This is a genomic window from Aminobacter aminovorans, assembly GCF_900445235.1.
GTDB classification, from domain to species: Bacteria; Pseudomonadota; Alphaproteobacteria; order Rhizobiales; family Rhizobiaceae; genus Aminobacter; species Aminobacter aminovorans.
Genome location: NZ_UFSM01000003.1, coordinates 102,150 through 124,811, shown reverse-complemented (window position 1 = coordinate 124,811; position 22,662 = coordinate 102,150). Strand labels below are relative to the sequence as shown.

At 63.3% G+C, this 22,662-nt stretch carries 22 protein-coding genes; 16 read left to right on the top strand and 6 right to left on the bottom strand.

All coding sequences use genetic code 11. The features are described 5' to 3' along the window. The first annotated feature begins 2 nt into the window (after nucleotides 1–2). Nucleotides 3–1,367, top strand: coding sequence for an acetoin dehydrogenase dihydrolipoyllysine-residue acetyltransferase subunit (locus DY201_RS27115; RefSeq protein WP_115734438.1), 1,365 nt, complete (start codon nucleotides 3–5; stop codon nucleotides 1,365–1,367). 58 nt (nucleotides 1,368–1,425) lie between these two features. Here the strand turns inward: DY201_RS27115 and DY201_RS27110 are convergent, their stop codons facing one another. Both DY201_RS27110 and DY201_RS27105 read right to left on the bottom strand, forming a co-directional pair. Next, the gene (locus DY201_RS27110; protein ID WP_115734437.1) at nucleotides 1,426–2,280 is read right to left on the bottom strand and encodes a MurR/RpiR family transcriptional regulator; all 855 of its coding nucleotides are present in this window, start codon (nucleotides 2,278–2,280) and stop codon (nucleotides 1,426–1,428) included. 31 nt (nucleotides 2,281–2,311) lie between these two features. Beyond that, nucleotides 2,312–3,394: a polyamine ABC transporter substrate-binding protein gene (locus DY201_RS27105; RefSeq protein WP_115734436.1), complete on the bottom strand. Its 1,083-nt coding sequence runs from the start codon at nucleotides 3,392–3,394 to the stop codon at nucleotides 2,312–2,314. Between the two features lie 153 nt (nucleotides 3,395–3,547). Between DY201_RS27105 and DY201_RS27100 the strand changes: the two genes are divergently transcribed. Genes DY201_RS27100 through DY201_RS27085 form a run of 4 tightly spaced genes read left to right on the top strand, consistent with a single transcriptional unit; the run spans nucleotide 3,548 to nucleotide 7,514 of the window. Further along, complete coding sequence (locus DY201_RS27100; RefSeq protein WP_115734435.1) at nucleotides 3,548–4,642, top strand: ABC transporter ATP-binding protein; 1,095 nt, start codon at nucleotides 3,548–3,550, stop codon at nucleotides 4,640–4,642. Between the two features lies 1 nt (nucleotide 4,643). Continuing rightward, entirely contained in the window at nucleotides 4,644–5,537 is an 894-nt protein-coding gene (locus tag DY201_RS27095; protein WP_115734434.1) for an ABC transporter permease, read from the top strand. Nucleotides 5,538–5,547: 10 nt separating this feature from the next. Next, the gene (locus tag DY201_RS27090) at nucleotides 5,548–6,378 is read left to right on the top strand and encodes an ABC transporter permease (protein WP_115734433.1); all 831 of its coding nucleotides are present in this window, start codon (nucleotides 5,548–5,550) and stop codon (nucleotides 6,376–6,378) included. Between the two features lie 5 nt (nucleotides 6,379–6,383). Further along, nucleotides 6,384–7,514: a DmpA family aminopeptidase gene (locus tag DY201_RS27085; protein ID WP_115734432.1), complete on the top strand. Its 1,131-nt coding sequence runs from the start codon at nucleotides 6,384–6,386 to the stop codon at nucleotides 7,512–7,514. Nucleotides 7,515–7,532: 18 nt separating this feature from the next. On the opposite strand, the gene DY201_RS27080 is transcribed toward DY201_RS27085, so the two are convergent. Beyond that, nucleotides 7,533–8,201 carry an HAD family hydrolase gene (locus DY201_RS27080; protein ID WP_115734431.1) on the bottom strand — a complete coding sequence of 223 codons (669 nt, stop codon included), beginning with the start codon at nucleotides 8,199–8,201 and terminating at the stop codon, nucleotides 7,533–7,535. A gap of 96 nt (nucleotides 8,202–8,297) precedes the next feature. Further along, the gene (locus DY201_RS27075) at nucleotides 8,298–8,936 is read right to left on the bottom strand and encodes a hypothetical protein (protein ID WP_115734430.1); all 639 of its coding nucleotides are present in this window, start codon (nucleotides 8,934–8,936) and stop codon (nucleotides 8,298–8,300) included. A 194-nt stretch (nucleotides 8,937–9,130) separates the two neighbouring features. Here DY201_RS27075 and DY201_RS27070 point away from each other — a divergent pair, with 194 nt between their 5' ends. The 5 genes from DY201_RS27070 to ptsP all read left to right on the top strand — a co-directional run bounded on the left by DY201_RS27070 (nucleotide 9,131) and on the right by ptsP (nucleotide 13,930). Continuing rightward, nucleotides 9,131–9,565: a transcriptional regulator GutM gene (locus DY201_RS27070; protein WP_115734429.1), complete on the top strand. Its 435-nt coding sequence runs from the start codon at nucleotides 9,131–9,133 to the stop codon at nucleotides 9,563–9,565. 52 nt (nucleotides 9,566–9,617) lie between these two features. Continuing rightward, nucleotides 9,618–10,376 (top strand): PTS glucitol/sorbitol transporter subunit IIC, encoded by a 759-nt coding sequence (srlA, locus tag DY201_RS27065; protein WP_115734428.1) that lies wholly within the window; start codon nucleotides 9,618–9,620, stop codon nucleotides 10,374–10,376. A 16-nt stretch (nucleotides 10,377–10,392) separates the two neighbouring features. Then, the gene (gene srlE / locus DY201_RS27060) at nucleotides 10,393–11,400 is read left to right on the top strand and encodes a PTS glucitol/sorbitol transporter subunit IIB (protein ID WP_115734427.1); all 1,008 of its coding nucleotides are present in this window, start codon (nucleotides 10,393–10,395) and stop codon (nucleotides 11,398–11,400) included. Between the two features lie 117 nt (nucleotides 11,401–11,517). Further along, nucleotides 11,518–11,898 carry a PTS glucitol/sorbitol transporter subunit IIA gene (locus tag DY201_RS27055; protein WP_115734426.1) on the top strand — a complete coding sequence of 127 codons (381 nt, stop codon included), beginning with the start codon at nucleotides 11,518–11,520 and terminating at the stop codon, nucleotides 11,896–11,898. Nucleotides 11,899–11,947: 49 nt separating this feature from the next. Continuing rightward, nucleotides 11,948–13,930 (top strand): phosphoenolpyruvate--protein phosphotransferase, encoded by a 1,983-nt coding sequence (gene ptsP / locus DY201_RS27050; protein ID WP_115734425.1) that lies wholly within the window; start codon nucleotides 11,948–11,950, stop codon nucleotides 13,928–13,930. 5 nt (nucleotides 13,931–13,935) lie between these two features. Here ptsP and DY201_RS27045 read toward each other — a convergent pair whose 3' ends face one another. Further along, nucleotides 13,936–14,709 carry a hypothetical protein gene (locus DY201_RS27045; RefSeq protein WP_131922469.1) on the bottom strand — a complete coding sequence of 258 codons (774 nt, stop codon included), beginning with the start codon at nucleotides 14,707–14,709 and terminating at the stop codon, nucleotides 13,936–13,938. A gap of 162 nt (nucleotides 14,710–14,871) precedes the next feature. Here DY201_RS27045 and DY201_RS27040 point away from each other — a divergent pair, with 162 nt between their 5' ends. Next, nucleotides 14,872–15,885, top strand: a complete 1,014-nt coding sequence (locus tag DY201_RS27040) for a sugar-binding transcriptional regulator (RefSeq protein WP_115734423.1) — start codon at nucleotides 14,872–14,874, stop codon at nucleotides 15,883–15,885. A gap of 116 nt (nucleotides 15,886–16,001) precedes the next feature. After that, nucleotides 16,002–16,370 (top strand): hypothetical protein, encoded by a 369-nt coding sequence (locus DY201_RS27035; protein ID WP_115734527.1) that lies wholly within the window; start codon nucleotides 16,002–16,004, stop codon nucleotides 16,368–16,370. Between the two features lie 19 nt (nucleotides 16,371–16,389). On the opposite strand, the gene DY201_RS27030 is transcribed toward DY201_RS27035, so the two are convergent. Further along, nucleotides 16,390–17,355: a sugar-binding transcriptional regulator gene (locus tag DY201_RS27030; protein ID WP_245432187.1), complete on the bottom strand. Its 966-nt coding sequence runs from the start codon at nucleotides 17,353–17,355 to the stop codon at nucleotides 16,390–16,392. A 269-nt stretch (nucleotides 17,356–17,624) separates the two neighbouring features. On the opposite strand from DY201_RS27030, the gene DY201_RS27025 reads away from it, so the two are divergent. The 4 genes from DY201_RS27025 (at nucleotide 17,625) to DY201_RS27010 (ending at nucleotide 22,655) form a co-directional block, all read left to right on the top strand. Then, nucleotides 17,625–18,611 carry an ABC transporter substrate-binding protein gene (locus tag DY201_RS27025; RefSeq protein ID WP_115734422.1) on the top strand — a complete coding sequence of 329 codons (987 nt, stop codon included), beginning with the start codon at nucleotides 17,625–17,627 and terminating at the stop codon, nucleotides 18,609–18,611. 119 nt (nucleotides 18,612–18,730) lie between these two features. Further along, a complete protein-coding gene (locus tag DY201_RS27020) occupies nucleotides 18,731–20,434 on the top strand; it encodes an ABC transporter permease (RefSeq protein ID WP_115734421.1) in 1,704 nt (567 codons plus the stop codon). Further along, entirely contained in the window at nucleotides 20,422–21,498 is a 1,077-nt protein-coding gene (locus DY201_RS27015; protein WP_115734420.1) for an ABC transporter ATP-binding protein, read from the top strand. Before DY201_RS27020 ends, DY201_RS27015 begins: the two co-directional genes overlap by 13 nt. Continuing rightward, entirely contained in the window at nucleotides 21,495–22,655 is a 1,161-nt protein-coding gene (locus DY201_RS27010) for an MBL fold metallo-hydrolase (RefSeq protein ID WP_425358771.1), read from the top strand. The genes DY201_RS27015 and DY201_RS27010 overlap by 4 nt, the downstream gene beginning before the upstream one ends. The last annotated feature ends 7 nt before the right edge of the window (nucleotides 22,656–22,662 follow it).

Here is a 22,662-nt window from a genome sequence, read left to right as displayed (position 1 = left end):
CCATGCCGGTCGAAGTAATCCTGCCCAAGGTCGACATGGACATGGCGACCGGACGCATTTCGCGCTGGTACGTCGACGAAGGCGCTATGGTCAAGAAAGGCGACCTGCTGTTCGAGATCGAAACCGACAAGGCGGCGATGGAAATCGATGCGCCGGCCTCCGGTATCATCCGCGAAATCTCGGGTAAGGAAGGCGTTGACATCCCCGTCGGCGAAGCCGTTGCCTGGATCTATGCCGAAGGTGAAGCCGGCAAGCCGGTAAAGGACGCGCCTGTCGAGGCCAAGGCCGCGCCGGAAGTCGTACCTGCTGTGCCGGTCCCGGCAGCTCCATCCGCTCTGGCTGATGTCTCGCCGGCGAAGCCCGCCTCCAATGCGCTGTCGAATGGCACCCGCGCCACGCCGTTGGCCCGCCGCCTCGCGGCGGAAGCTGGCTTGAAGCTCGATGCCATCGTTGGATCGGGCCCACGGGGCCGCGTCATGCGCAAGGACGTCGAGACAGCAATCGCTTTGCCGAAGCTGGAAGCACCTGCTCCGGCCAAGCCCGCTCCCACTGTTTCCAGGCCGCCGGCATCCTCCCAGCCGCGGTCGGCGCCACAGCGGTCCGCTGGCGCGGCACCGCTCAACTTCGCCTGGCTACGACAAGGTGAAGGGCGACCGATCGTTCTGATCCATGGCTTTGGTGCCGACCTCAACAGCTGGCGGCCTATGCTGGCCGCCGGTCCCGTCGACGCGCCGCTTTTGGCGCTCGATCTTCCCGGACATGGCGCATCGCCGCGCCAGACTCCTGCCGATCTCGACGCTATCGCCTGCGATGTCGAGGCAACGCTGACGGCGCTTGATGTCGGTCCGCTGCTGCTGGTCGGTCATTCCTTCGGTGCGGCCGTGGCGGCGACTGTTGCGGCGCGTGGCCATGCCGACGTCCGTGCACTGGCGCTGATCGCACCTGCAGGCCTCGGCCCCGAGATCAACGGCGCCTTCCTGCAGGGTTTCGTGCGGGCAAGGAGCGAGGCAAGCCTGATGCCATGGCTTCGCCAGCTGGTATCAGACGAGCAGGTTCTGTCGAAGCCTTTCGTCAACGCAACGCTGGCGCAGGCAACCGATATCGAGCTGCGGACATCGCAGGCCGAGATATCGGACCGCTTCTTCGCCGACGGCACCCAGACCTTCGACATCAGAGGGCTTCTGGCGGCCTTGCGCATTCCGGTTCGTGTCATCGTCGGCGCCAACGACCGGATCATCCCGGCAAGCCAGTCGCAGGGGCTCCCTGGCGAGGTTGCGCTGCATGTCTTCCCGGCCACCGGCCACATGCCGCAGGTCGAGCGGCGTGAGCAGGTGCTGAAAATCCTGCTGGAAATGGTGCGCGCCTAGCGCAGTTGCAAAGTCCCCGTGCTGCCGGCGCGGGGATTTTGCGTTCCGGCTCGCCGGATCAGCTTTCAAAGTCGCCAAAAGTATTCTGCAACCGCGTCAGCAGGTCGACGCGTTCGCCGACCTCATCGCCAAGCAGCACGATGATGTTGCTCAGCATCAGGTCCATCACCGCGATGATCGTTGCCGAGCCGTCCCAAAGCGGGCCGTGCGATCCGGGCACGACGAGGCATATATCGGAAACCTCCGGTCCCCACGGGCAGAACTCATCGGTCAACAGCACGACCTTTACCCCCATGCGACGTGCCTCCATCGCAAGCGGGCGAGCCTTGGCGGCAAAGCGCCTGACGTCGTGCAGGAACAGCACACGGCCTTCGACCGAACCGTCGAGAAGTTCGGAATAGGTGCCGTTGAGCCCGTCGACGAACTGCACGCGTGGCCGCGTGTAGGACAGCTGGCTGGCGAAATACTGGGCGATGCCGCGAACATTCTGGTAGGCCGCGACATAGACTTCGCTTGCCGAAACCAGCGCGTCGATCGTCTGCTGCCACTCTGGAGCAGCTGTCAGTTCATAGATCCGTCCGAGATTGTCGATCTGCTGCTGGATGAGGCCGGCGAGCAGCTTGCCCTCGCGAATGTCTTCCCTGAAACGGTCGACCGGCCCCTTGACCTGCCAGGCAGGATTGGAGCTGCCGCGCCGCAGCTCATGCTTCAGCTGGTCGAGACCGTCGAAGCCCATGCGGCGGAGGTAGCGTCCGACGGTCATCGGTGACAGTTCGAGACGGGTAGCGATGGATCGCGCCGTCTCGAACGGAATTTCCGCCAGGTTGCGCTCGATATAGTTGGCGATCAGCTTGTCGGATTTCGACCGTCTCAGCTCCTCGCCTTGCACGAGCTTCAGGATTCGCTGCGCCATGTCCTCTCCGGCCAACCGCCTTGCGGGGCAGCTATTGCGCTGTCTTCACCTTGGTCCAGACCCTGTCAAGCTGACGCAGGCCAGGTCCGAGATCCTCGAAAATCTGCAGCCGCTGCATCGTTTCGGGTGAAGGATTGATCTCCTTGCTATTCTTGATGTTGTCGGGGGTCAATTGCCGCGCCGGGACGTTCGCGGTGCCGTTTGTCTGTTGCGAAACGTTGAGCGCGGCGACCTCCGGGCGGGTGTAGAACTGCATGAATTTAAGCGCGTTTTCCTTGTTGGGCGCGGACTTCAGGATGCAGATGTCCTCCTGGTACATGGTCGCGCCTTCTTCCGGGATCACATAGCCGAGGTCGGCAGTGTTGCCGAAAACGTCCACCATCGCGCCGACGAAGAAATGTCCCGCCGCGACGTCGCCCGATTGCACCATGGGGCGCGTGTCATAGGTGAAGGCAGCGACATCAGGCTTCATCGCGATGATGGTATCGGCGGCCTGCTGAAGCTCGTCGGGATCGGTCGAATTGACCTTGTGGCCGTTGAGGATGAGGCCAACGGCAAGCACCTCGCGCATGTCGTCGAGCAGGGTGAACTTCAGGCCCTTGGCCTCGACAGTGGCGATCAGGTCCTTCCAGCCGGTGATGTCCTTGCCGAGGATCTTACGGTTGTAGAAGATGCCCACCGAGCCGAATGCATAGGGCAGGCAGTACTCGCCCTTCGGGTCGCTCTTGGCGCGCATGAACGCCGGATCGATGTTCTTGAACCCTTCATAAGTGTTGATGTCGGTCTTCTCGAGCAGGTCGAGCTTGGCCATGATGTCTTGCATGTGCACCGATGGAAAGACGATGTCGTAGCCGGTGGCGCCGCCCTGGATCTTTGCCAGCATTTCCTCGTTTGACGAGTAGGTCGACAGGTTGACCTTGATCTGGGTCTCGTCCTCGAACTTCTTCAGCACCGCCGGATTGATGTATTCGCCCCAGTTGTAGATGTTGAGTTCGGCAGCGCTGGCCGGCGCGATTGTAGTGATGACAGCCGCGATCGAGACCGCGGCAACTTGCGCCAACAGGCCCCGCCTGGTCGGCCCGGTGCCCGCGAGGGCATGGTTCGTGATCCTCATCGAATTCTCCTCTGTTGGTTGTCTGCCCATTGCAGGCCGGCCTTCGAGTGCTCCGGCTACGGCTTCTGGTGGCCGTTGACTTGGATGACCAAATGGTATCCAAATCTCTCAATCGCACAAGAGTTATTTGAATAACAATTCGGGGAACGGCAGATGCGAGATTCCATTGTCCGGCTAGAGGGAGCGGCAAAGACCTTCCCCACGCCGGAAGGTCAAAGCGTGACCGCGCTCGACAAGATCGACCTCGATGTCGATCGCAACGAGTTCCTGACGCTTCTCGGTCCCTCGGGCTGTGGCAAGACGACCTTGCTTCAGGCGATCAGTGGCTTCGTCGAACTCGATGCCGGACGCATCCTGATCGACGGCGTGGACATGACGACACGGCCGCCCTATCGCCGGCCCGTCAACACCGTCTTCCAGAGTTATGCGCTGTTTCCGCACATGACAGTCGGCGAGAACACCGGCTACGCGCTTGAGGTTGCGGGCGTCGCCAATTCCGAGCGCCACAAGCAGGTCGCCGCTGCACTCGACATGGTCGGCCTCGCCGGCATGGAAGGCCGGCGGCCACGCCAGCTTTCCGGTGGCCAGCAGCAGCGCGTGGCGCTCGCCCGCGCCATCATCGCCCGGCCAAAACTGCTGCTTCTCGATGAGCCGCTGTCGGCACTGGACAAGAACCTTCGCCAGTCGATGCAGATCGAGCTGAAGACGCTGCAGAGCGAGCTCGGCATCTCGTTCATCTTCGTCACGCACGACCAGCAGGAAGCGCTGACCATGTCGGATCGGGTCGCTGTTCTTTCCGGCGGCCGCATTCAGCAACTCGACACCCCGCGCAACATCTATGATCGCCCGGCAAACAGTTTCGTCGCCACCTTCGTCGGCGCCAGCAATCTCTTCGAAGGCCAGTTGGACAATGGTTGGTTGCTGACCGGCGACGGCCTCGCGATCCGCCACCTGCCGTCGCTTGGGAAAGTGTCAGGCAAGGCCAAGGCGTTGATCCGCCCAGAACAGTTCTTCATTTCGGGGGAGGGCCGGGATTATCCTTTCCTCGACGTCGAGGTCGAGCAGATCGTCTTCGTCGGATCCTCATTCGAGCTGTTCGGCCACACGGTCGAGGGCCGCAAGGTCGTTGCTGAAATTCCCGCCGGCCGGCGCAGTTTCATCGGCGAGGTCGAGCAGCTTCGCAAGGCGCGGCTGTCTTACGATCCTTCCGCGGTTCATCTCATCAGGTGCGACGCCGATGGCATCTGAGATGTCTCTCGCCGGTCGCCGCCGCGTTCAACTGGCACTGTTGCTTGCCCCGGTGACGCTGTTCTTCGCGGTCTTTTTCCTGGGCCCGCTGGCGATCATGATCGTCACCAGCTTCCTCGCCCCCGGCCTCTATGGCGGGGTGGAGTGGACCTTCTATCCGCATAATTATGGCCGCATCCTCGGTTTCGCCGATCCGGCCTTCGAGGTCTTCGACCCGGTCTACCTCTCGATCTTCCTGCGCTCGCTCAAGATCGCGGCCCTTACCGTCGTCGCCACCCTGGTCGTCTGTTATCCCGCAGCCTTCTGCATTGCGCGGCTTTCGGAGCGCTGGAGGAATTTCTGCCTTTTCCTCATCACGCTGCCGTTCTTCACCAGCCTGATCGTGCGGCTGTTCATCTGGGTGTTGATCCTGCGCCAGACCGGAATCGTCAACGAAGCGTTGCTTGCGACGGGCCTCATCACCCGGCCGCTCGAGCTTATCTACACCGACGGTGCGATCGTGCTCGGAATGGTCTACGTCTTCATCCCGTTCATGTTCATGCCCATCTATGCCAGCGTCGAAAAACTCGACTGGACGCTGGTGCGCGCGTCGCTCGATCTCGGCGCGGGGCCGATCCGAACTTTCGTCCGCATCATCTTGCCCCTGACCGCTCCTGGTATTGCCGGTGGCGCCATCATCGTCTTCATCCCGGCGCTTGGGAACTTCGTCGTTCCCGCGGTTCTCGGTGGCGCCAAGGTGATGATGCTGGGAAATCTCATCGAGCAGCAGTTCCTGTCTGCCCGCAACTGGCCCTTCGGGTCGGCCCTGGCGATGATGGTGATGAGCGTGATGCTGGTGCTGCTCTTCATCTATGTCGTCGCGTCCGGTCGCCGCGGCGCTGACGCCACAAATTGAGGGGCTGAAGATGAAGATTACCCGCTTTCTCTTCCGCGGTAGCCTGGTTGCCTACACCGCGCTGTTTTTCGCGTTTATCTACATCCCCCTGGTGCTGATCGCCGTCTATTCGTTCAACTCCAATCCCGTGAACATGATGACGTGGAGCGGCTTCACCACCGAGTGGTACGCTCAGGTCCTGGGCTTCAAGACGACGATCTCGGAGAATGCCCTTTACATCGAATCAACTGACCAACTCGTCCAGGCGGTCTGGAACAGCCTGATCATCGCAACGTCCACCACTTTGATCGCCACCGTGTTCGGGACCGCCATCGCCATTGCGCTCTATCGTTTCGCCTTCTTCGGCAAGCGCTTCTATCGCACTGTGATGTTCATGCCGATGCTGATGCCCGACATCGTGCTCGGCATCGCCTTACTGATCTTCTTCGTCAATTCAGGGATCACGCTCGGACTGAAAACGATCATCATCGGCCAGTGCACCTTCCTGATCTCCTATGTCTTCATCGTCGTGTCGGCGCGTCTTGCCGGCATGGACCGCACGCTCGAAAACGCCTCCGCCGATCTCGGCGCCAACGAGTGGGTTACATTCCGCAAGGTGGTGTTCCCACAATTGCTGCCAGGCATCATCGGCGGCGCGCTGCTCGCCTTCATCATCTCGATGGATGACCTCGTGATCACCTACTTCATCGCGGGCGTCGACGTAACGACGCTGCCGATGTTCATCTTTGCCATGCTGCGACGAGGCATCAAGCCCGAGATCAACGCCATAGCTGTGATGATGCTCACCTTTTCCTTCGTCGTGGCCTCGCTTGGCCTCTACCTGCGCTCTCGGCAGAAATGACCCCCATGACCAGAATGAAATCCCCCACTGCCAAGGCCCGAGCCCGCGACCTTGGCCTGCCGTTTCCAGGCCGGACAGGCCCGCTCAACGCCATCACCGACGTCGACGGCATCGGCGTCGGGTTCAAGACGATACTCGAGGATGCCCCGAGGCCCGGCCGCAAGCGCCCGGTGCGCACTGGCGTGACCGCGATCCTGCCGCACGCGGCTTCGCCGACGCCAATGCCGGTTTATGCCGGTGTCCACCGCTTCAACGGCAACGGCGAGATGACCGGCACCCACTGGATCGAGGATGGCGGCTACTTCCTCGGTCCCGTAGTCATCACCAATACCCATGCCGTCGGCATGGCCCATCACGCGACCGTGAAATGGATGCTGGAGCGCTATGCCTCGACCTATGACACGGACAACTTCCTCTGGATCATGCCTGTCATTGCCGAGACCTACGATGGCGTGCTGAACGACATCAACGGCCTGCCACTAACCGAGGCGGACGTCAGGGTCGCCCTCGACAGCCTGTCATCGGGGTCGGTCCAGGAAGGCAACTGTGGCGGCGGCACCGGCATGGTCACCTACGGCTTCAAGGGTGGGACAGGCACGTCGTCGCGCATCATCGAATTCGGCGGCCGCGAGCACAGGATCGGCACCCTGGTCCAGGCCAATCATGGCCAGCGCGACTGGCTGACGATCAGGGGCGTACCCGTCGGCGAACACATGCGCGACGGCACGCCACAGAGCCAGCTCGCCGAACGCGGGTCGATCATCGTCGTCGTCGCCACCGACCTGCCGATGGCGCCACATCAGTTGCAGCGCCTGGCGCGGCGCGCCGCTATTGGCATCGGCCGTGGCGGCACGCCCGGCGGCAACAACTCCGGCGACATCTTCCTGGCCTTCTCGACCGCCAACCCGCAGCCCATGGCGCATCATGCGCCGGCAAAGCTGAGCCTGGAGATCGTCAATGACGAGAAGCTGGATCCGGTCTATGCGGCCACCGTCGACAGCGTGGAGGAAGCCGTCGTCAATGCCATGCTGGCAGCCGAGGATGCCGGTGGCACGCCCTTCGATCGCTTCCGCATCCAGGCCATGCCGCATGACCAACTGGTCGCTGTGATGCGCGACTACGGTCGCATGAGATAGCGACGGGTGCGGTCGTCGTCAGACGAACCCGCGCTTGCGCAACTCGGCTGAAACCTCGTCCCAGCTGCTGCAGACTGCAGATGCACCCGCGGCCATGAGCTCAGGACCATGGCCGTCATGGGTGTGGCCGCCGCCGACATAGCCGATCGCCGTCATGCCGGCTGCTACCGCGCCCTGAACGCCGTAGCGCGAGTCCTCGATGACGACCGAACGTTCGGCCGAGAAGCCCATCTTCTCTGCGGCATAGAGAAAAATGTCGGGCGCCGGTTTGCCGTTCTTGACCATCGACGAGCTGAAGATCGAGGGACCGAAATAATGCGCGAGGCCGGTGACCTCGAGGCTGTGGTTGATGCGCTCGACCGATGAGGACGAAGCGACGCAGCGGGCGACAGCCAGCCTGGACAGGAACGCTGCGATGTCGAGTGTCGATGCCAGCTGTTCGGTGAACAGAGCCCTGGTCTCACCCCAGATATCGTCGGTGGCGTCGTCGGGCAGCAAATGGCCGGTGAGCTGGTGGATCTTGGCGATGATGTCGGCCTGCTTCATGCCGACGCAATGCGAAATCACCTCTGCCTCGATCTTGAGCCCGTTCTTGGCATAGGCGCGCACATAGGCAAGGGCGGCCAGCGGTTCGCTGTCGACCAGAACCCCGTCGCAATCGAAAATCACCAGGCTGTCGTTGGGCAAGTCGAACTCCAGGAAGATATGCGGCGCTCAGGCCATGGTTTGTCGAAATGAGGCTGCTGCGGCCATGCCGCGCCACAGCCGCGGATGGTTTAAGATCTAGTCCTGGTCGATCGCCTCGCGCCGCAGTGACGCCTGAAGCGCGCGCTGAATGGCGCTGCGCTCTTCGGGCAGGTCGGGGGCGAGCCAGTTGGGCTCGGCGCCAAGGAAGCGGTCGAGATAGGCGACAGCATAGCTCGGCATCTCCGCCGTGTTCTCCTTATAGGACCACCAGGTCCTGAGGTCGTCGGCGCAGGCGTCGAGGGCAGGGGCTTCGCCGAACTCCTGTTCGAACAGCACGGCAATCGAGCAGACGCAGAAGTTCGTGTAGACGAAACCCTCCGGCCAGAACCTTACGATTTCGGGAATGGCATGCGCCGGTGTCGACGCATCCTGAGGCCGCGCATTGTCGACTTGCACTGGAGCTTGCTTGATCAGTTCCTTGAGCGCGAGGCCGGCGGCGTAGACGATGAAGTCGGCGCGGTCGAGTTGTGCATATGATTTTTGGGCGTTTACGATCTCGACCCAGTCGAGGAAGATGCGCGTCAGTCTCTTCTCGTCGATGTCGAAGCGGATGCCATAGCGGGCGGTGATGGCACGCGCACTGTTGCGGAAGGTCGTGCGGAACCAGCGCAGCTGCCTGAGCCTGTGGCGGAGGTCGGGCACTAGCGCCAGCTCGTTCTTGAAGATCAGGTCCATCGTCGCAGTGCTCCTGCCCTGCCCGAAGATACCATCGGCAGGCAAAATGCCAAATGCCGCTGTGGATCGAAACCACCATGCGGAGGTGCCCAAAAGTTATACATATTGACATTCGTAAAGACAAATGTTCTTTGATTGATATGTGAGCGGCTCAGCATATCGCCGCTCCGGAGGACTTCGGGAGGAGGAGCCTTATGGCAATCTGGCAGTGGGGACTGCTGCTTCTGGGCGTCGTCTGGGCGCTACAGTCGCTTGGCGTGTGGATCCAGATGCGGCACTACGCCGATGTCTTCAAGGGCATCACGGCCAAGTACCAGGATGGCTATGTCGGCGCCGGCAATTGTCGCGGCCGCCTCGGCAAGGGGACGATCGCGCTGATCGTGGTCACGCCGGACCTCAAAGTCCAGCGCGTGCTGACCATGACCGGGCGTTCGGTCTTCGCCAAGTTCAAGCGTCATGAAAATCTGGAGGGAATTTCCCTCGATCAGCTCCGGTCCAATCCCGCTGTACTGGGAGAGGGGGAAGCCGGTGTGGCGGAAGCCGTGAAGAAGGCGGTCGAGCAGGTCGATCGTACGCGGCTCGAGCCAAAGGGGCCCGGCCTCGCCGGCCTCAAGCCAGTGGGTACGTAGGGAACTGCACCTTCGGGCGCGATCTCTTGGGTGAGGATATCAAGGAGGAGAAATGTCAGTCCTATCTATGTTGGCGCAGCACGCCGATATGGCCGTCCAGAACCTGCACGTCGCGGGTTCGATGGCCACGGATGCTGCAATTCACGGCAAGCTCGCCGTCAAGGGAGCAACCAATGATCTCGTCGTGCTCGCCCAGGCGAGCGGCGACCTGACCGTTGAGCAGTTCAAGGAAAAGCTCAACACCGTTGCCCAGGAGGAGCAGCTCGGCTGGCTCACCAGCATCGGCAAATACTTCATCGGCATCTTCCAGAAGGGCGGCGAGGTCTTCGCCGGCTTCGTCACCGGCATCATCCCGACGCTCGTCGTGCTGATGACGGCCTTCTACGCGCTGACCGAACTGGTCGGCGAGGAGAGGGTGCATGGCATCGCTCGCGGCGCCGGCCGCATCGCGCTGACCCGATATACGGTTCTGCCGTTGATCTCGGTATTCTTCCTGACCAATCCGATGGCCTACACCTTCGGCTCATTCCTTGAAGAAAAGCACAAGCCCGCCTTCTACGATGCGGCGGTGTCCTATGTGCATCCACCTCTCGGCCTGTTCCCGCACATCAATCCGGGCGAATACTTCGTCTGGGGCGGCATCCTCGTGGCTCTGCTCGAGCTTGAGAAGAAGGGCGCTGTTCCCGGCGGCTATCACATCCAGGTCGCCATCTGGTACGCCATCGTCGGCCTCGTCGTCATCCTGCTCAAGGGCATGCTGACCGAGCGCATCACCGCAATCATGGCACGCCGCCAGGGCGTCGAGCTGTAAGGGCGGGGAGGGGCACATGGCCAAGTCTTACAAGGCAGTCAAGATTTCCCGCGGCAAAAGCGGCTGGGGCGGTCCCCTGGTCGTCCAGCCGACGCCGGAACGCAACAAGGTCGTCTCCGTCACCGGTGGCGGCATTCACCCGGTCGCTGCGCGCATCGCCGAGATGACCGGCGCCGAAGCCGTCGACGGCTTCAAGTCGCCGCCGGTCGAAGGCGAGATGGCGGTGGTGGTCGTCGACTGTGGCGGCACCGCGCGCTGCGGGGTCTATCCGCGCAAGCGCATTCCTACCGTCAACCTCACCCCGGTGGGGCAGGCGGGTCCGCTCGCCCAGTTCATCACCGAGGACATCTACGTGTCGGGCGTCAAGGAAAGCGACATCACCATGGCCGACGGTTCGGAAGCAGTGACATCGGCAGGTTCTGCCTCCAACGCGAACAACACCTCGTTCGCGACGGCGGCCAAGGCAGCCCCCGTGCCGACCAATGATGGCGGGTTCATCAACCTGATCGCCAGCGTAGGCCGCGTCATGGGCCGCGTCGTCAACATCTTCTTCAATGCCGGCCGCCGTACCATCGACCAGGTCGTCCGCAACGTGCTGCCGTTCATGGCGTTCGTGACGATGCTGATCGGCCTGATCCTGTACACCGGCATCGGCGACGTGCTTGCCCAACCGATGGGACCGCTGGCCAACAACATCGTCGGCCTGCTGGTCATCTCGGCCATCTGCGGCCTGCCGTTCCTGTCACCAATTCTGGGGCCAGGTGCGGTCATCGCCCAGGTCATCGGCGTGGCGATCATCGGCCCGCAGATCGCCAACGGCACGATCTCGCCGGCGATGGCACTGCCGGCGCTGTTTGCCTACAACACCCAGGTCGGCTGCGACTTCGTCCCGGTCGGCCTGGCCCTCGGCGAGGCCAAGCCGAAGACCATCGAGATCGGCGTTCCCGCCGTTCTGATCAGCCGCCAGATTATGGGCCCGGTGTCGGTGCTCATCGCCTGGGCGGTCAGCCTGGTCGTGTTCTGATACCCCTTGCCCGGCGGCACATGCTGCCGCCGGGCATCTTCAATCGCCGGTTCAGGCCGGCACCGAACATCGTCCAGGCAGGCATATCGGCCTGGATTCCATAGAAAGGCTTCGATCATGTCGGTTCATCTCAAGACGCACATCACGGCAATCGGACCGGAAGTGGCAGAGCTGGCCGAAGGCGGCGTGCTGATCCTGTTCGCTGACGGCGCTCCGCCGGAACTGGCCGAGGTGTCGGTGCTGCACAAAGCCGAAGTCGGGCCAAGCGACGCGGCGCCCGCCGTCGGCGCGTCAATAGCCATTGGCGAACTCCAGGGCACCATCACCGCCATGGGTGACAGCGCCTGGAACAAGGTGCGCGAGATCGGCCACGTGGTCATCAATTTCAACGGCGCTGCCGCTGCCGAGCGGCCAGGCGAAATCTGCGCCTCGGCGGTCGAAGGCGGAGTGCTGGTCGCTGCCCTCAAGACCGGCGCTGCCATTACCATCGGCCGCTGATCGCCGCGTGCCACGCCCGTCATACTGAACTGGAACAAGAGACCTGCCTATGGAACGCTCGACGATCGTCAGAGTGCATGAAGGGCTGCATGCCCGGCCCGCGACCCGCTTCGTCAAGCTCGCCAAGAGCTTCGAGAGCGAGGTTGAGATCATCAAGGATGGCAAGTCGGCCAGCGCCAAGAGCGCGGTCAAGCTGATGCTGCTTGCCGTCAAGGAAAACGACGAGGTCACGATCCGCACAAGGGGTGCTGACGAGATAGAGGCTGTGGAAGCACTGGTCGGCTATCTCGAAAACCCGCTCGCTGGCCTCACAGAGGAGCAGGCACCGGCTGAGCCGGATGCTGCCTCTGCCGCTGGCGTGACCCTGAAGGTCGAGCCAACCAAGCCGGCAGCATTCGAGGAAGAGGTATCAGGTGCATTGAAGGGTGTTGCCGCCAGCGAGGGATATGCCGTCGGTGCCGCCTTCGCTCACTTCCCTCCGGAGATCAAGCCGGAACGCCGGACGCTTTCGTCCGGCGACATCAACGCTGAACTGGCTCGCTTCGCGGAGGCCGTCGAAGCCGTGCAGGCGCGCATGAACGCCTCGCTGGCATCGGCCACGCTGTCGGCGAACGACCGTGGCATCATCGCCGCGCTGCGCGACATAGCCGCTGACGACGAACTGCGCGACGAAGTTGTCGCCACCATCAACACCGGCAGCGACGCGGTCACCTCGGTTATCGGGGCCGCCGCCAAGATTGCCGCGCAGTTCGGTCAGGTCGACGACCCCTATCTCAACGCCCGCGCCGATGACGTGCAGGCGGTCGGCCGCCAGATCTGCCTGGCGCTGCTCGGCCAGGCCGACATCAGCCTCGACGACATTCCCAAGGGGGCGATCCTGATCGCCGAGGACATCGGCGCATGGGACCTGGCACGCGCACCGCTCAAGCGCATTGGCGGCATCGTCTGCGGCCATGGCGGAGCTACATCCCACATCGCCATCATCGCCCGCGCCCATGGCATTCCTGCCGTGCTCGGCATGGGCGCGCAGGTGCATGAACTCGCCAAGGCACGCGAGATCGCGCTCGATGGCCATCGTGGTCATGTCGTCGGCGACCCCGATGGTGCGGTGCTCGACCGTTTCCGCGCCCGCATCGACGAGGCGGCCCGCGAACGCGAGGCGCTGAAGGCGTTCCGCGATACCACCCCGCGTCGCGCCGACGGCACGGTCATCGAAGTGGCTGCCAATATCGGCTCGCTGGAAGAGATAGACGCTGCTCGCGAGGCGGGGGCCATGGGCGTCGGCCTGTTCCGTACCGAGCTTCTGTTCATGCGCCATATGCACCTGCCATCCGAGGATATGCAGGCCGAGACCTACGCGGCGCTGGCCAAGGCCTTCGCGCCTCATCCTGTTATCGTGCGCACGCTCGACATCGGTGGCGACAAGCCGATCTCCGGCATCGAGTTTCCTCCGGAGGAGAACCCGTTCCTCGGCTGGCGCGGCATTCGCATGTGCCTTGACCGGCCCGACATCTTCAAGCCGCAGCTGCGAGCGCTGTTGCGCGCAGCCGTCCATGGCAACGTCAAGGTGATGCTGCCGATGGTCGCCGACGTGGCGGAAGTGCGCGCCACGCGCGCGCTGATCGAAACCTGCAAGGCCGAACTTGCGGCGGAGAAGGTAGCCTTCGGCGAATTTCAGCTTGGCGTCATGATCGAGACGCCGGCTGCGGTTCTGATTGCGCCGGCGCTGGCGAAAGAAGTCGCCTTCTTCTCCATCGGTACCAATGACCTGACCCAGTACATCATGGCCGCCGACCGGCTGAACCCGACTGTCGCCAAGCTCAACGACGTGACCAATGTCGCTGTCATGTCGGCGATCGAGATGACGGCAAGGGCAGGGGCAGCGGCGGGCATCATGGTCGGCATGTGCGGCGAGGCGGCCGGGCGGCCGGACCTGATCCCGGAATTCCTGCGCATGGGCTTGACCGAGCTGTCGATGAGCCCGGCCTCGATCCAGCGCGCCAAGAAGCGGATAGCCGAGCTCGGCGGCTAGCCGGATCAGGGCAGATGTGCGAGCAGCACCCGGAAGACGGCGCCAAGCTCCTTGATGGGTTCGGCGCTGTCGAGTGCGCGCAGGATGCGCTCGCGGCGGGCGTCCGCCGCCAGACCGGTGGCCTCCAGCAGGTCGGCGTCACTCATGCCTGACGGCGACAGCGTCAAGATGGCAGAGGCAAGAACCATCGGCGCAAGCGGCACGAGAGCAGGTGCCATTGCCTCGTCGCCAGACAGGGGCTGGCAGGCAAGCAGTTCGACAAACGTTGCGGCGGCAACGGCAGCGACGGCTTCAAGCCGGCTCTCCGGGCTCGCCATGTGCATGGCGGTGAGCAAACCGCCATGCTTCTTGCGGACGGCCAGATGCGCCTGGCTGAAACCTGCTTCGTGAAGCGGCAATCCATCGCCGGCTGCCTTTCGTGGCATGGCCTTGAAAGCTGCATAAAGATCGCGGCGGAACAAGCGCTCGCCCTCGACCGGGGCCGAGCGCCCGGTTGCGAAATAGGTGTCGAAGCCATGCAGCCGGGCGCTGTCACCGGTGCGCACCATCGGCAGCAGCGTGCGCGAAACCGTTTCGGCGACGGTCAGCGTGTCGTCGACCACGCTTGCCGCACGGCCCAGCAGGCGCTCGATCTCGGCCGGGGGCGCAAACGGCTCGGCCATCTGTGGCCGGCGTGGTCCGCCGGGATTGTCGTGGCGGCTGGAGCGGACAAGATGGCGCATGTCGCGGAGGCGATCCTTGATGTTGACGACAACATCTTCCGAAAGACTTCTCAGCATCTCATGCATTCCCTGGCTGCCGCTGCGGTTACATGACGAAGCCGCAGACTCGAGGCATTGCAGCACTCTTTTGCACGGGGTGCAATTCAATCGCGACACCTCGCCGCTTGACCTTGCCTCGGTTCCTTGAAAAGTGATGTGAAATGAAACGGGGGGAATGGCGTGAGCAAGGGTGTCAAAGGGTCGGGTGGAAAATCGCGTGCCGCCGAGACACCTCAGGATGTCGAGGGTTCCCCGACCGACAGCCGGGCTGACCGCCTGCGCGTCCGCGCCGCCTGGATGTACTTCATCGAACAGATGACCCAGAACGACATCGCCGAGGTGCTCGGCGTCGGACGCGTCACCGTCGTGCGCATGCTCGCCGAGGCGCGCCTGCGCAACGAGATCAAGATTGCCATCGAAGGTGACCTGTCCGAGATCGTCCGCCAGGAGCGGGCGCTGGAGCAGAAGTTCGGCGTGCAGCGGGCCATCGTCGCACCGCTCTCGGGGGAGGGCTCGGATCCGATCCCGACGATTGGAGCGGCAACCGGCGCGTATCTGTCCGAGGCGATGAAGTCGGGCATGTCCGTCGGCGTCGGCTGGGGCCGCACGCTCACTGGCACCTTGCCCTACATCAGCGGCAAGCCACTCAATGATTTCCGCGTCATCTCGCTGCTCGGCGGCGTTGGCGTCGCACGCCGCACCAACCCGGCCGAATTCGCCTGGCGTTTTGCCCAGGCCTTCCAGGGTGACGGCTATCTCATTCCGGCCCCAGCCGTGGTCGACAGCGTCGAGACCAAGCGTGCGCTCATCGAGCGCTGCGGACTGTCCGAGGTCTTTGCACTCGCGGATTCGCTTGATGCGGTGCTGGTCAGCGTCGGCGACATTGCCTCGGCCTCGACCTTTTATCGCGGCGGCTTCCTCACCGAGGCCGAGCGCGAGAAGCTGGCTGCCAAGGGCGCGGTCGGCGATCTTCTGTTCCATTTCTTCGACCGCGCCGGCAAGCTTGTCGACCATCCCATCAACCAGCTCGGCATGTCGGTCGATGTCGACCGCATCCTGCGTGCGCCGTTACGCATCCTGACTTCGGGTGGCTCAGACAAGATCGACGCGCTGCTCGGCGCGATGAAGCTGGTCAAGCCGACGGTGCTGATCACCGATGAACACAGCGCAAGGCGGATGATCGAAGCGCCCTGAGCTACAAATGCCTGCCGTGCTTGTCATCCACCGGCGTGACCTGCATGATCGCGAATGGCGGCTTGCTCGACGAGCCGCCGGACGAACCGGATAGCTTTGCCACCATTGGAGGTCCCATGCCTGATTTCAACCCGGAGAATGTCCGTTCCCTGGTCAGCAAGGTCATGAGGGCGTCGCCTTCCGACGTCAGGCTTATCGCGCAGCGGCTGCATGACCACGCCGTCGAAGAGCGCATGTCGCCCGAGGCGGCGAGGGCTTTTGTCACGGAACTCGGCTACGGCAGCCTCGAAGCCTTCTGTGCCGATATCGGCCTTCCCAGCCATATCGCCGAGCGCTGGGGCCGGTTCGGCGTCTCCGGTGAAATGCGCCAGGTCTTCACCTTGCTCGCCGCGCAGCGCCGGAAGATGGCCGAGGCCATCGCCGAATTCGAGGCCATGACCCATGTCGGCATCGAGGATTTTCTGCGCGAAAGAGGGCTGCTCTAAGCCGCTGCCCGCAGGACAGCTAGGTCAGCGCTGCTGCGCTGTCGCTGTCGGTGATCAGCACATTGGCGTTGACGGCGGCAAGGGCGGCGCGAATGGCCGGGATCTTGCGCTTGCCGCCGGCGGCAAGGACCAGGTTCGGCACGGCGCTGACGGCCTCGAGATCGATCGCCATGACCCTGTCATTGACCTCGTGGTCGACCATCCTGCCGTCGGCGTCGATGAAGTAACACAACATGTTGGCGACAGCGCCCTTGGCCTTGAGCGGGGCGACGAAGGATTGCGGCACGATGCCGTGTCTGAAGATGGTGGCGTTGGCCGACATCTCACCAACGGTCAGCAGGGCGACATCGGCTTTGGCCGCGCGCTTGCGTACGTCAAGCAATTCCGGCTGGGCCCACAACAGGTCCCGCAGTTCTGGGCTGTGGGTGATGACAGGCGCGGTGATCTGATAGCTGTCGACGTCGAAGGCCTCGGCCACCCTGGCAGCCACCGTCGACGGGTTGATCCACTGCGAGTGCGGCAGGCTGCCGACGAGAGCAACGACGCTCGCACCCTTGAGGTGCCTGCGGCTGAGGAAGCCGATGCTGGAATGCAATGTGGCCCCGCCGCCAATCGCCAGCGTCATGCCGTCCTGCATCTGCTGGTCGAGATAAAGCGCCACCGAGTGGCCGATCGCCCGTTCCAGATGTTCGTCGTCGGAGGGGGTCGGCACGACGATTGCGGCATCGAGGCCCCACCGCTTTTCCAAAGCTCGCTCGAGTTCGACCTGCCTGGCGGTCTGGGCGTTGATTGTCGTCACCACCACGCCGTCGGTCGTGCAGGCGGCGAGCGTGCGCATCACCTTGACCCGGCTCACCTTCAGCTTGTCGGCAATCTGCTCCTGGGTCAGGCCTTCGACATAATAGAGCCAAGCGGTCTTCACCGTGAGATCGGACGAGACCATGGCGGCACCTGGCTCGACCGGCATTTCCTGCTTCGTGCGCATCCCCGTCCAGTCTCTCCCGCAGCGCCATGACGATTCTGAACAATGGCGTTTCTGCTGTCTCGCGCAAGGGCTGGATGTCCAGCCGGAGACGCCTTTTACGTCAGAAATTTCGCAATGCAGTATGTTCATTTGTATTTGACATGCAACAAATGATCATATCATAAATGTGTCAGCGTTCCGTCACCCAAGTGTCAAACGCGCTGTGTAGGGAGGTCGTGGCACGCGGATCTGAAGCCGACTTGCCATGTGTGGACACAACAGGAGGTTTCATGAAAACGACATTCGCCAGGCTGGCCGCAAGCCAGCTCGCCCTGGCCGTGGTGCTCTTTGCCGGAGCTGCCAGCGCTGAAACGTTGACCCTTTATACCTCGCAGCCGGAAGCCGATGCGACCAAGACCGTCGAGGCCTTCAAGAAGGTACATCCCGACGTCGACGTGCAGGTCTACCGCTCGGGCACCAGCGATATCCTCGCCAAGCTCGCCGCCGAGTTTGCCGCAAACAGCCCGCAGCCGGACGTCCTGCTGATCGCCGATGCTGTCTCGATGGAGCTGCTGAAGAAGGACGCCCGTCTGATGCCTTATGCCGAGGCCAAGCTTGACGGCTTTGCAGCGGATTCTTATGACGCCGACAAGACGTACTTCGGTTCCAAGCTGATCACGACAGGCATCGCCTACAACACCGCCGCCGCCGAAAAGCCCGAGCATTGGGCCGATCTGGCCAAGCCTGCCTATGCCAACGGCATCGTCATGCCGAGCCCGCTCTACTCCGGCGCCGCCGCTTACCTGCTCTCCGGCTTCACCGGCAATGCCGACTATGGCTGGGACTATTTCGACAAGCTCAAGGCCAACAACACCATTTCGGTTCGTGGCAATGGTGCCGTGCTGAAGTCAGTTGCGAGCGGCGAGAAGCCTTACGGCATCCTGGTCGACTTCATGGCGATGAATGCCAAGGCCAAGGGCTCGCCGGTCGAGTTCGTTTTCCCGTCCGAGGGCGTGCCCGCCGTCACCGAACCGGTGGCCATCCTTTCGACGGCAAAGAACGTCGCGGCCGCCAAGCAGTTCGTCGACTTCATTCTCTCCGATGACGGCCAGAGGCTGGCGCTCGATCAGGGTTACCTGCCGGCCAAGCCCTCCGTCGGTCGGCCTGCCTGGCTGCCAGAAGGCGTCGAGGTCAAGGTCATGAACTTCAATGTCAAGGCGATCGTCGAGAAGATCGAAGCCGACAAGGCCAAGTTCTCCGGCCTGTTCGGCGGCTGATTGTTCAACCCGGAAGGCCCTCGGCCTTCCGGGTTTCTCCAGATTTGAACTGGCTGATGTGCCAGTATCGCGCGGCACCCTTGCAAGGGAGAGCCGCCCTGTTTTCCGGAACCGAAAAAATGTCTGTCAGGCTGAATCAGGGTCGCGGCCAGGAATGGGCCATGACGATGGTGGTCGCCGCACTCATCGTGCTGCTGTCGATCCTGCCAATGCTGCGCCTGATCCAGGAGATCTTTGCGCCGGGCGGCACCTTGTCCACCGCAGCGATCAGCTCAGGCTTGACCAACGCGACGACCTGGGTCGCCACGGGCAATACGCTCGTTGTCGGCTTCTTCGGCACCGCGCTCGCCGTGATCCTCGGCACGTCGGTCGCGCTGCTTGTGACCCTCACCGACGTGCGCGGCCGCAGCGCCTTCGTGCTCTGCTACGTCATGCCGCTGATGATCGCGCCGCAGGTGACCGCACTTGCCTGGCTGCAACTGTTCGGACCGGCAAGCCCGCTGCTCAAGATGCTGGGTATCGCGCCGCCGCTCGGCAGCCGCAATCCGCTCTATTCGCCCGAGGGCATCATCCTGCTGCTTGGCGTGCAATATGGGCCGCTGGTCTTCCTGCTCGTGCGCGCCGGGCTGAGGAAGCTGCCGCGTGAACTGGTCGAGGCTGCTCGCGCCAGTGGTGCTGGATGGTTCACTGTGCTGCACACCATCGTCTTGCCGTTGATGACCCCGTCGGTCGTTGCTGCGGCCGCGCTCGCCTTTGTCTCCTGCGTCGGCAATTTCGGCATTCCTGCCTTCCTCGGCATTCCCGCCAATTATCTCGTGCTGCCGACGCTGATCTACCAGAGGCTCGCCGGCGGCGGCCCTGCCGTGCTTGGTGACGCGGCTTTCCTGTCGGTGTTGATTGGCCTGATCGCCATGGCGGGCATCCTTGCCCAGGAAGTGATGAGCCGGCGCCGCGACTACCGCATCAGTTCGACGTCGCTCGCTGCCGAGCCCTACGAACTCGGCAAGTGGCGGATCCCGGTGCAGGTCATGATGTGGTGCCTGATCATACTGATCCTGATCCTGCCGCTGTTCGGCTTGTTGCTGAGTTCGCTGGTGCCCGGTTACGGCATTCCGCTCAACGCTGCCACTGCCACGCTCGACAACTACCGCTTTGTGCTGTTCGAATATGGCGCGGCCCGGCGGGCCTTCCTCAACAGCTTCGTGTTGTCCTTTTCAGCTGCGGCCTTCGCCGTGCTGGTCGCCATCCCTGTCGCCTATCTCGTCGCCTGGAGTGGCAAGAAGTGGGTCAAGTACCTGAACCTAGCGGTCGAGCTGCCCTACGCCCTGCCGGGCGTGGTGCTGGCGATCGCGTCCCTGCTGATGTTCCTCAAGCCGATCCCGTTCACCGGCGTCCAGATCTACAACACCGTCTGGATCATTCTCTACGCCTATCTCGCCCGTTTCCTGGTGCTGGCGTTGCGGCCAACGATCGCTGGCTACCACCAGATCGACAGAGCGCTCGAAGAAGCGGCGCGGGTCGCCGGAGCGAGTCTGTTTACCCGCATGCGCACCATCATCTTTCCCCTCGTCGCCCCGGCAGCACTTGCCGGCGGGCTGCTCATCTTCATGACAGCGCTCAGCGAGCTCACGGTTTCGGCGCTGCTGTGGTCGTCCGGTTCCGAGACCATTGGCGTCTTGATGTTTTCCTTCGAGCAAGGCGGCGATTCCAACTACGCGTCGGCAATTTCGGCGATCACCGTGGCGATAACCTTCGTCCTGATGCTGCTGGCAAACCAGCTTGCCGCCCACCTACCCAGCGGAGTGCTCCCATGGCGGGACTGACCATCAACGGCGTTACCAAGACCTTCGGCGATTTCGATGCCGTCAAGGACGTCTCCATCGATGTCAGGGACGGGGAGTTCCTCGCCGTTCTGGGGCCATCGGGTTGCGGCAAGACCACCTTGCTCCGCCTCGTCGCCGGGTTCGAGAACGTCACCTCAGGCGACATCCGCATCGGCAGCGAGGTCGTTTCCACCGCCGAGGGCTGCGTTCCGCCGGAGAAGCGGCGCGTCGGCATCGTCTTCCAGAACTATGCGCTGTGGCCGCACATGACAGTTGCCGAAAACATCGGCTACTCGCTCAAGGTCGCCAAAGTCGATGCCGAGACCCGCAAGCGCAGGGTCGAGGACGCCATGGCGCTGGTCGACCTCAAAGGTTTTGGCGATCGCCGTCCGGCCAATCTGTCCGGCGGCCAACGCCAGCGCGTTGCGCTCGCCCGCTGCCTGGTCGCTGCACCTTCGCTGGTGCTGTTCGACGAACCGCTGGCCAATCTCGACGTCCACCTGCGTGCTGCCATGGAGGACGAATTCGCTGCCTTCCACAAACGCACCGGCACGACGATCGTCTACATCACCCACGACCAGGCCGAGGCCATGGCGCTGGCCGACCGCATCGCTGTCATGGACAACGGCCGCCTGGCCCAGCTCGCAGCACCCCGGGATCTCTATCGTGAGCCGGCCAACGAGATGGTCGCCTCCTTCATCTCCGAAGGCATCGTCATTCCAGCTCAGGTGCTGAGCCCGGCCGAAGGCGGCCATATCAAGGTCAGCGTGCTCGGCCAGGAGGTTGTCGTCCGCTGCCGTCCTGATGAAGCGCCACGCGCCGGCGCCAAGATATGCTGCCGCGCACCGGAAATCTCGGCAGCCACCTCGAGCGAGCCGGGCATCGACGGCACGGTCAGGCGCGCCGTCTACAAGGGTGGCGTGGCGCGCATCGAGTTGGCGCCAGATGCGGACCCTTCAGTTTTGCTGCACTTCGAGCAGCCCGATCCCAACCCCTTCGAGGCCGGTGCCAGGGCGCGCGTCCGCATCGCCTCCGGTTGGCTGATCCCCGGTGCTGCGGCATGAGCATGCATATCGACCTCTGCGGAGGCTTTGGTGAGAAGGGGCGCACCAGCGTTGCCATTTCAGGCGGCGGCCGGCGCATCCTGCTCGATGCCGGCATCAAGGTCGGCGCTTCCGGCCCGGACTACTACCCGGTGCTTGCTGGCGGTATCAACGAGCTGGACGCGGTGCTGATTTCCCATGCCCATGAAGACCATGTCGGCGCGCTGAGCTGGCTGCTTTCGCAAGGCTATGGCGGTCGCATCCTGATGACTTCCGAGACGCTCGATGAAGCCCCAGCAACGCTGCGCGCCTATGCTGATCCGGACGACTTCAGGCGCTTTCCGCTTCTTAAGGACCGGATAGAACTCTTCGAGCCGGGCGACAGCCTGACCATTGATGGGCTGAGCATAGCGACAGGCCGTTCCGGCCATGTCGTCGGCGGAGTCTGGTTCACGGTCGACGACGGCAGCCGCAAGATTGTCTATTCCGCCGACGTGGTTCCGGACAGCAGCGTGTTCGTCATGGACGCCATGCCGCCTTGCGATCTCCTGGTGTTCGATGCGTCCTATGGCGCTGATCCGGTCGGCGGTGCAGCCCGCGCGCAGGCAATCGCCGAGTGGGTCGCTGCCCGTCCCGGTGGCTGCCTGCTGCCGACGCCGCTTTCCGGCCGCTCGCTCGAGCTCATGGCCATACTCGATGGACCCTTCGCCATCCACGCCAGCATGCGGGCCTCGCTCGCGGCTCAGATCGAGGCGAGGTCGGCTCTCTATCCGGCGGTGGTGCCACTGTTGCAGCGGAGGCTGACTGATGCCGCCGACTGGCATGACGGCGACGCCTTGCCGGCCTGCCCGCTTCTCGCCGATGACGGCATGGGCAAGGCCGGGCCGTCAGCCATGCTTCTGCCGCTGGCCGACGTTGCCGGCTATCCCATCCTGCTCACCGGCCATCTGCCTGCGGGTTCGCCGGGCGAGGCGTTGCATGCGGCTGGCCGTGCCGGCTGGATCCGCATGCCGACGCATCCGACGCTGTCAGGAAATCTCGCTATCTGGGAAGGTGCCGGCCGGCCGCTGGCGCTTGGCCATTCCTGTCCGCCCGACATGCTTGCCGAGCTTGTGCCGCACATACCCTCGCTGCGCGTCGACCTGCGCACCGGCGACAGCTACACTCTCGCTTCTTGAGGTCCGC

Bases quoted from the DNA above. Each gene is read 5' to 3' on its own strand.
- DY201_RS27035 (WP_115734527.1), top strand. From the start codon at position 16,002: ATGCCTGATTTCAACCCGGAGAATGTCCGTTCCCTGGTCAGCAAGGTC.
- DY201_RS27010 (WP_425358771.1), top strand. From the start codon at position 21,495: ATGAGCATGCATATCGACCTCTGCGGAGGCTTTGGTGAGAAGGGGCGC.
- DY201_RS27030 (WP_245432187.1), bottom strand. From the start codon at position 17,355: ATGCGCACGAAGCAGGAAATGCCGGTCGAGCCAGGTGCCGCCATGGTC.
- DY201_RS27105 (WP_115734436.1), bottom strand. From the start codon at position 3,394: ATGAGGATCACGAACCATGCCCTCGCGGGCACCGGGCCGACCAGGCGG.
- DY201_RS27090 (WP_115734433.1), top strand. From the start codon at position 5,548: ATGAAGATTACCCGCTTTCTCTTCCGCGGTAGCCTGGTTGCCTACACC.
- srlA (WP_115734428.1), top strand. From the start codon at position 9,618: ATGTCAGTCCTATCTATGTTGGCGCAGCACGCCGATATGGCCGTCCAG.
- DY201_RS27085 (WP_115734432.1), top strand. From the start codon at position 6,384: ATGACCAGAATGAAATCCCCCACTGCCAAGGCCCGAGCCCGCGACCTT.
- DY201_RS27095 (WP_115734434.1), top strand. From the start codon at position 4,644: ATGTCTCTCGCCGGTCGCCGCCGCGTTCAACTGGCACTGTTGCTTGCC.
- srlE (WP_115734427.1), top strand. From the start codon at position 10,393: ATGGCCAAGTCTTACAAGGCAGTCAAGATTTCCCGCGGCAAAAGCGGC.
- DY201_RS27015 (WP_115734420.1), top strand. From the start codon at position 20,422: ATGGCGGGACTGACCATCAACGGCGTTACCAAGACCTTCGGCGATTTC.
- DY201_RS27025 (WP_115734422.1), top strand. From the start codon at position 17,625: ATGAAAACGACATTCGCCAGGCTGGCCGCAAGCCAGCTCGCCCTGGCC.
- DY201_RS27110 (WP_115734437.1), bottom strand. From the start codon at position 2,280: ATGGCGCAGCGAATCCTGAAGCTCGTGCAAGGCGAGGAGCTGAGACGG.
- DY201_RS27055 (WP_115734426.1), top strand. From the start codon at position 11,518: ATGTCGGTTCATCTCAAGACGCACATCACGGCAATCGGACCGGAAGTG.
- DY201_RS27070 (WP_115734429.1), top strand. From the start codon at position 9,131: ATGGCAATCTGGCAGTGGGGACTGCTGCTTCTGGGCGTCGTCTGGGCG.
- ptsP (WP_115734425.1), top strand. From the start codon at position 11,948: ATGGAACGCTCGACGATCGTCAGAGTGCATGAAGGGCTGCATGCCCGG.
- DY201_RS27020 (WP_115734421.1), top strand. From the start codon at position 18,731: ATGTCTGTCAGGCTGAATCAGGGTCGCGGCCAGGAATGGGCCATGACG.
- DY201_RS27100 (WP_115734435.1), top strand. From the start codon at position 3,548: ATGCGAGATTCCATTGTCCGGCTAGAGGGAGCGGCAAAGACCTTCCCC.
- DY201_RS27075 (WP_115734430.1), bottom strand. From the start codon at position 8,936: ATGGACCTGATCTTCAAGAACGAGCTGGCGCTAGTGCCCGACCTCCGC.
- DY201_RS27115 (WP_115734438.1), top strand. From the start codon at position 3: ATGCCGGTCGAAGTAATCCTGCCCAAGGTCGACATGGACATGGCGACC.
- DY201_RS27045 (WP_131922469.1), bottom strand. From the start codon at position 14,709: ATGCTGAGAAGTCTTTCGGAAGATGTTGTCGTCAACATCAAGGATCGC.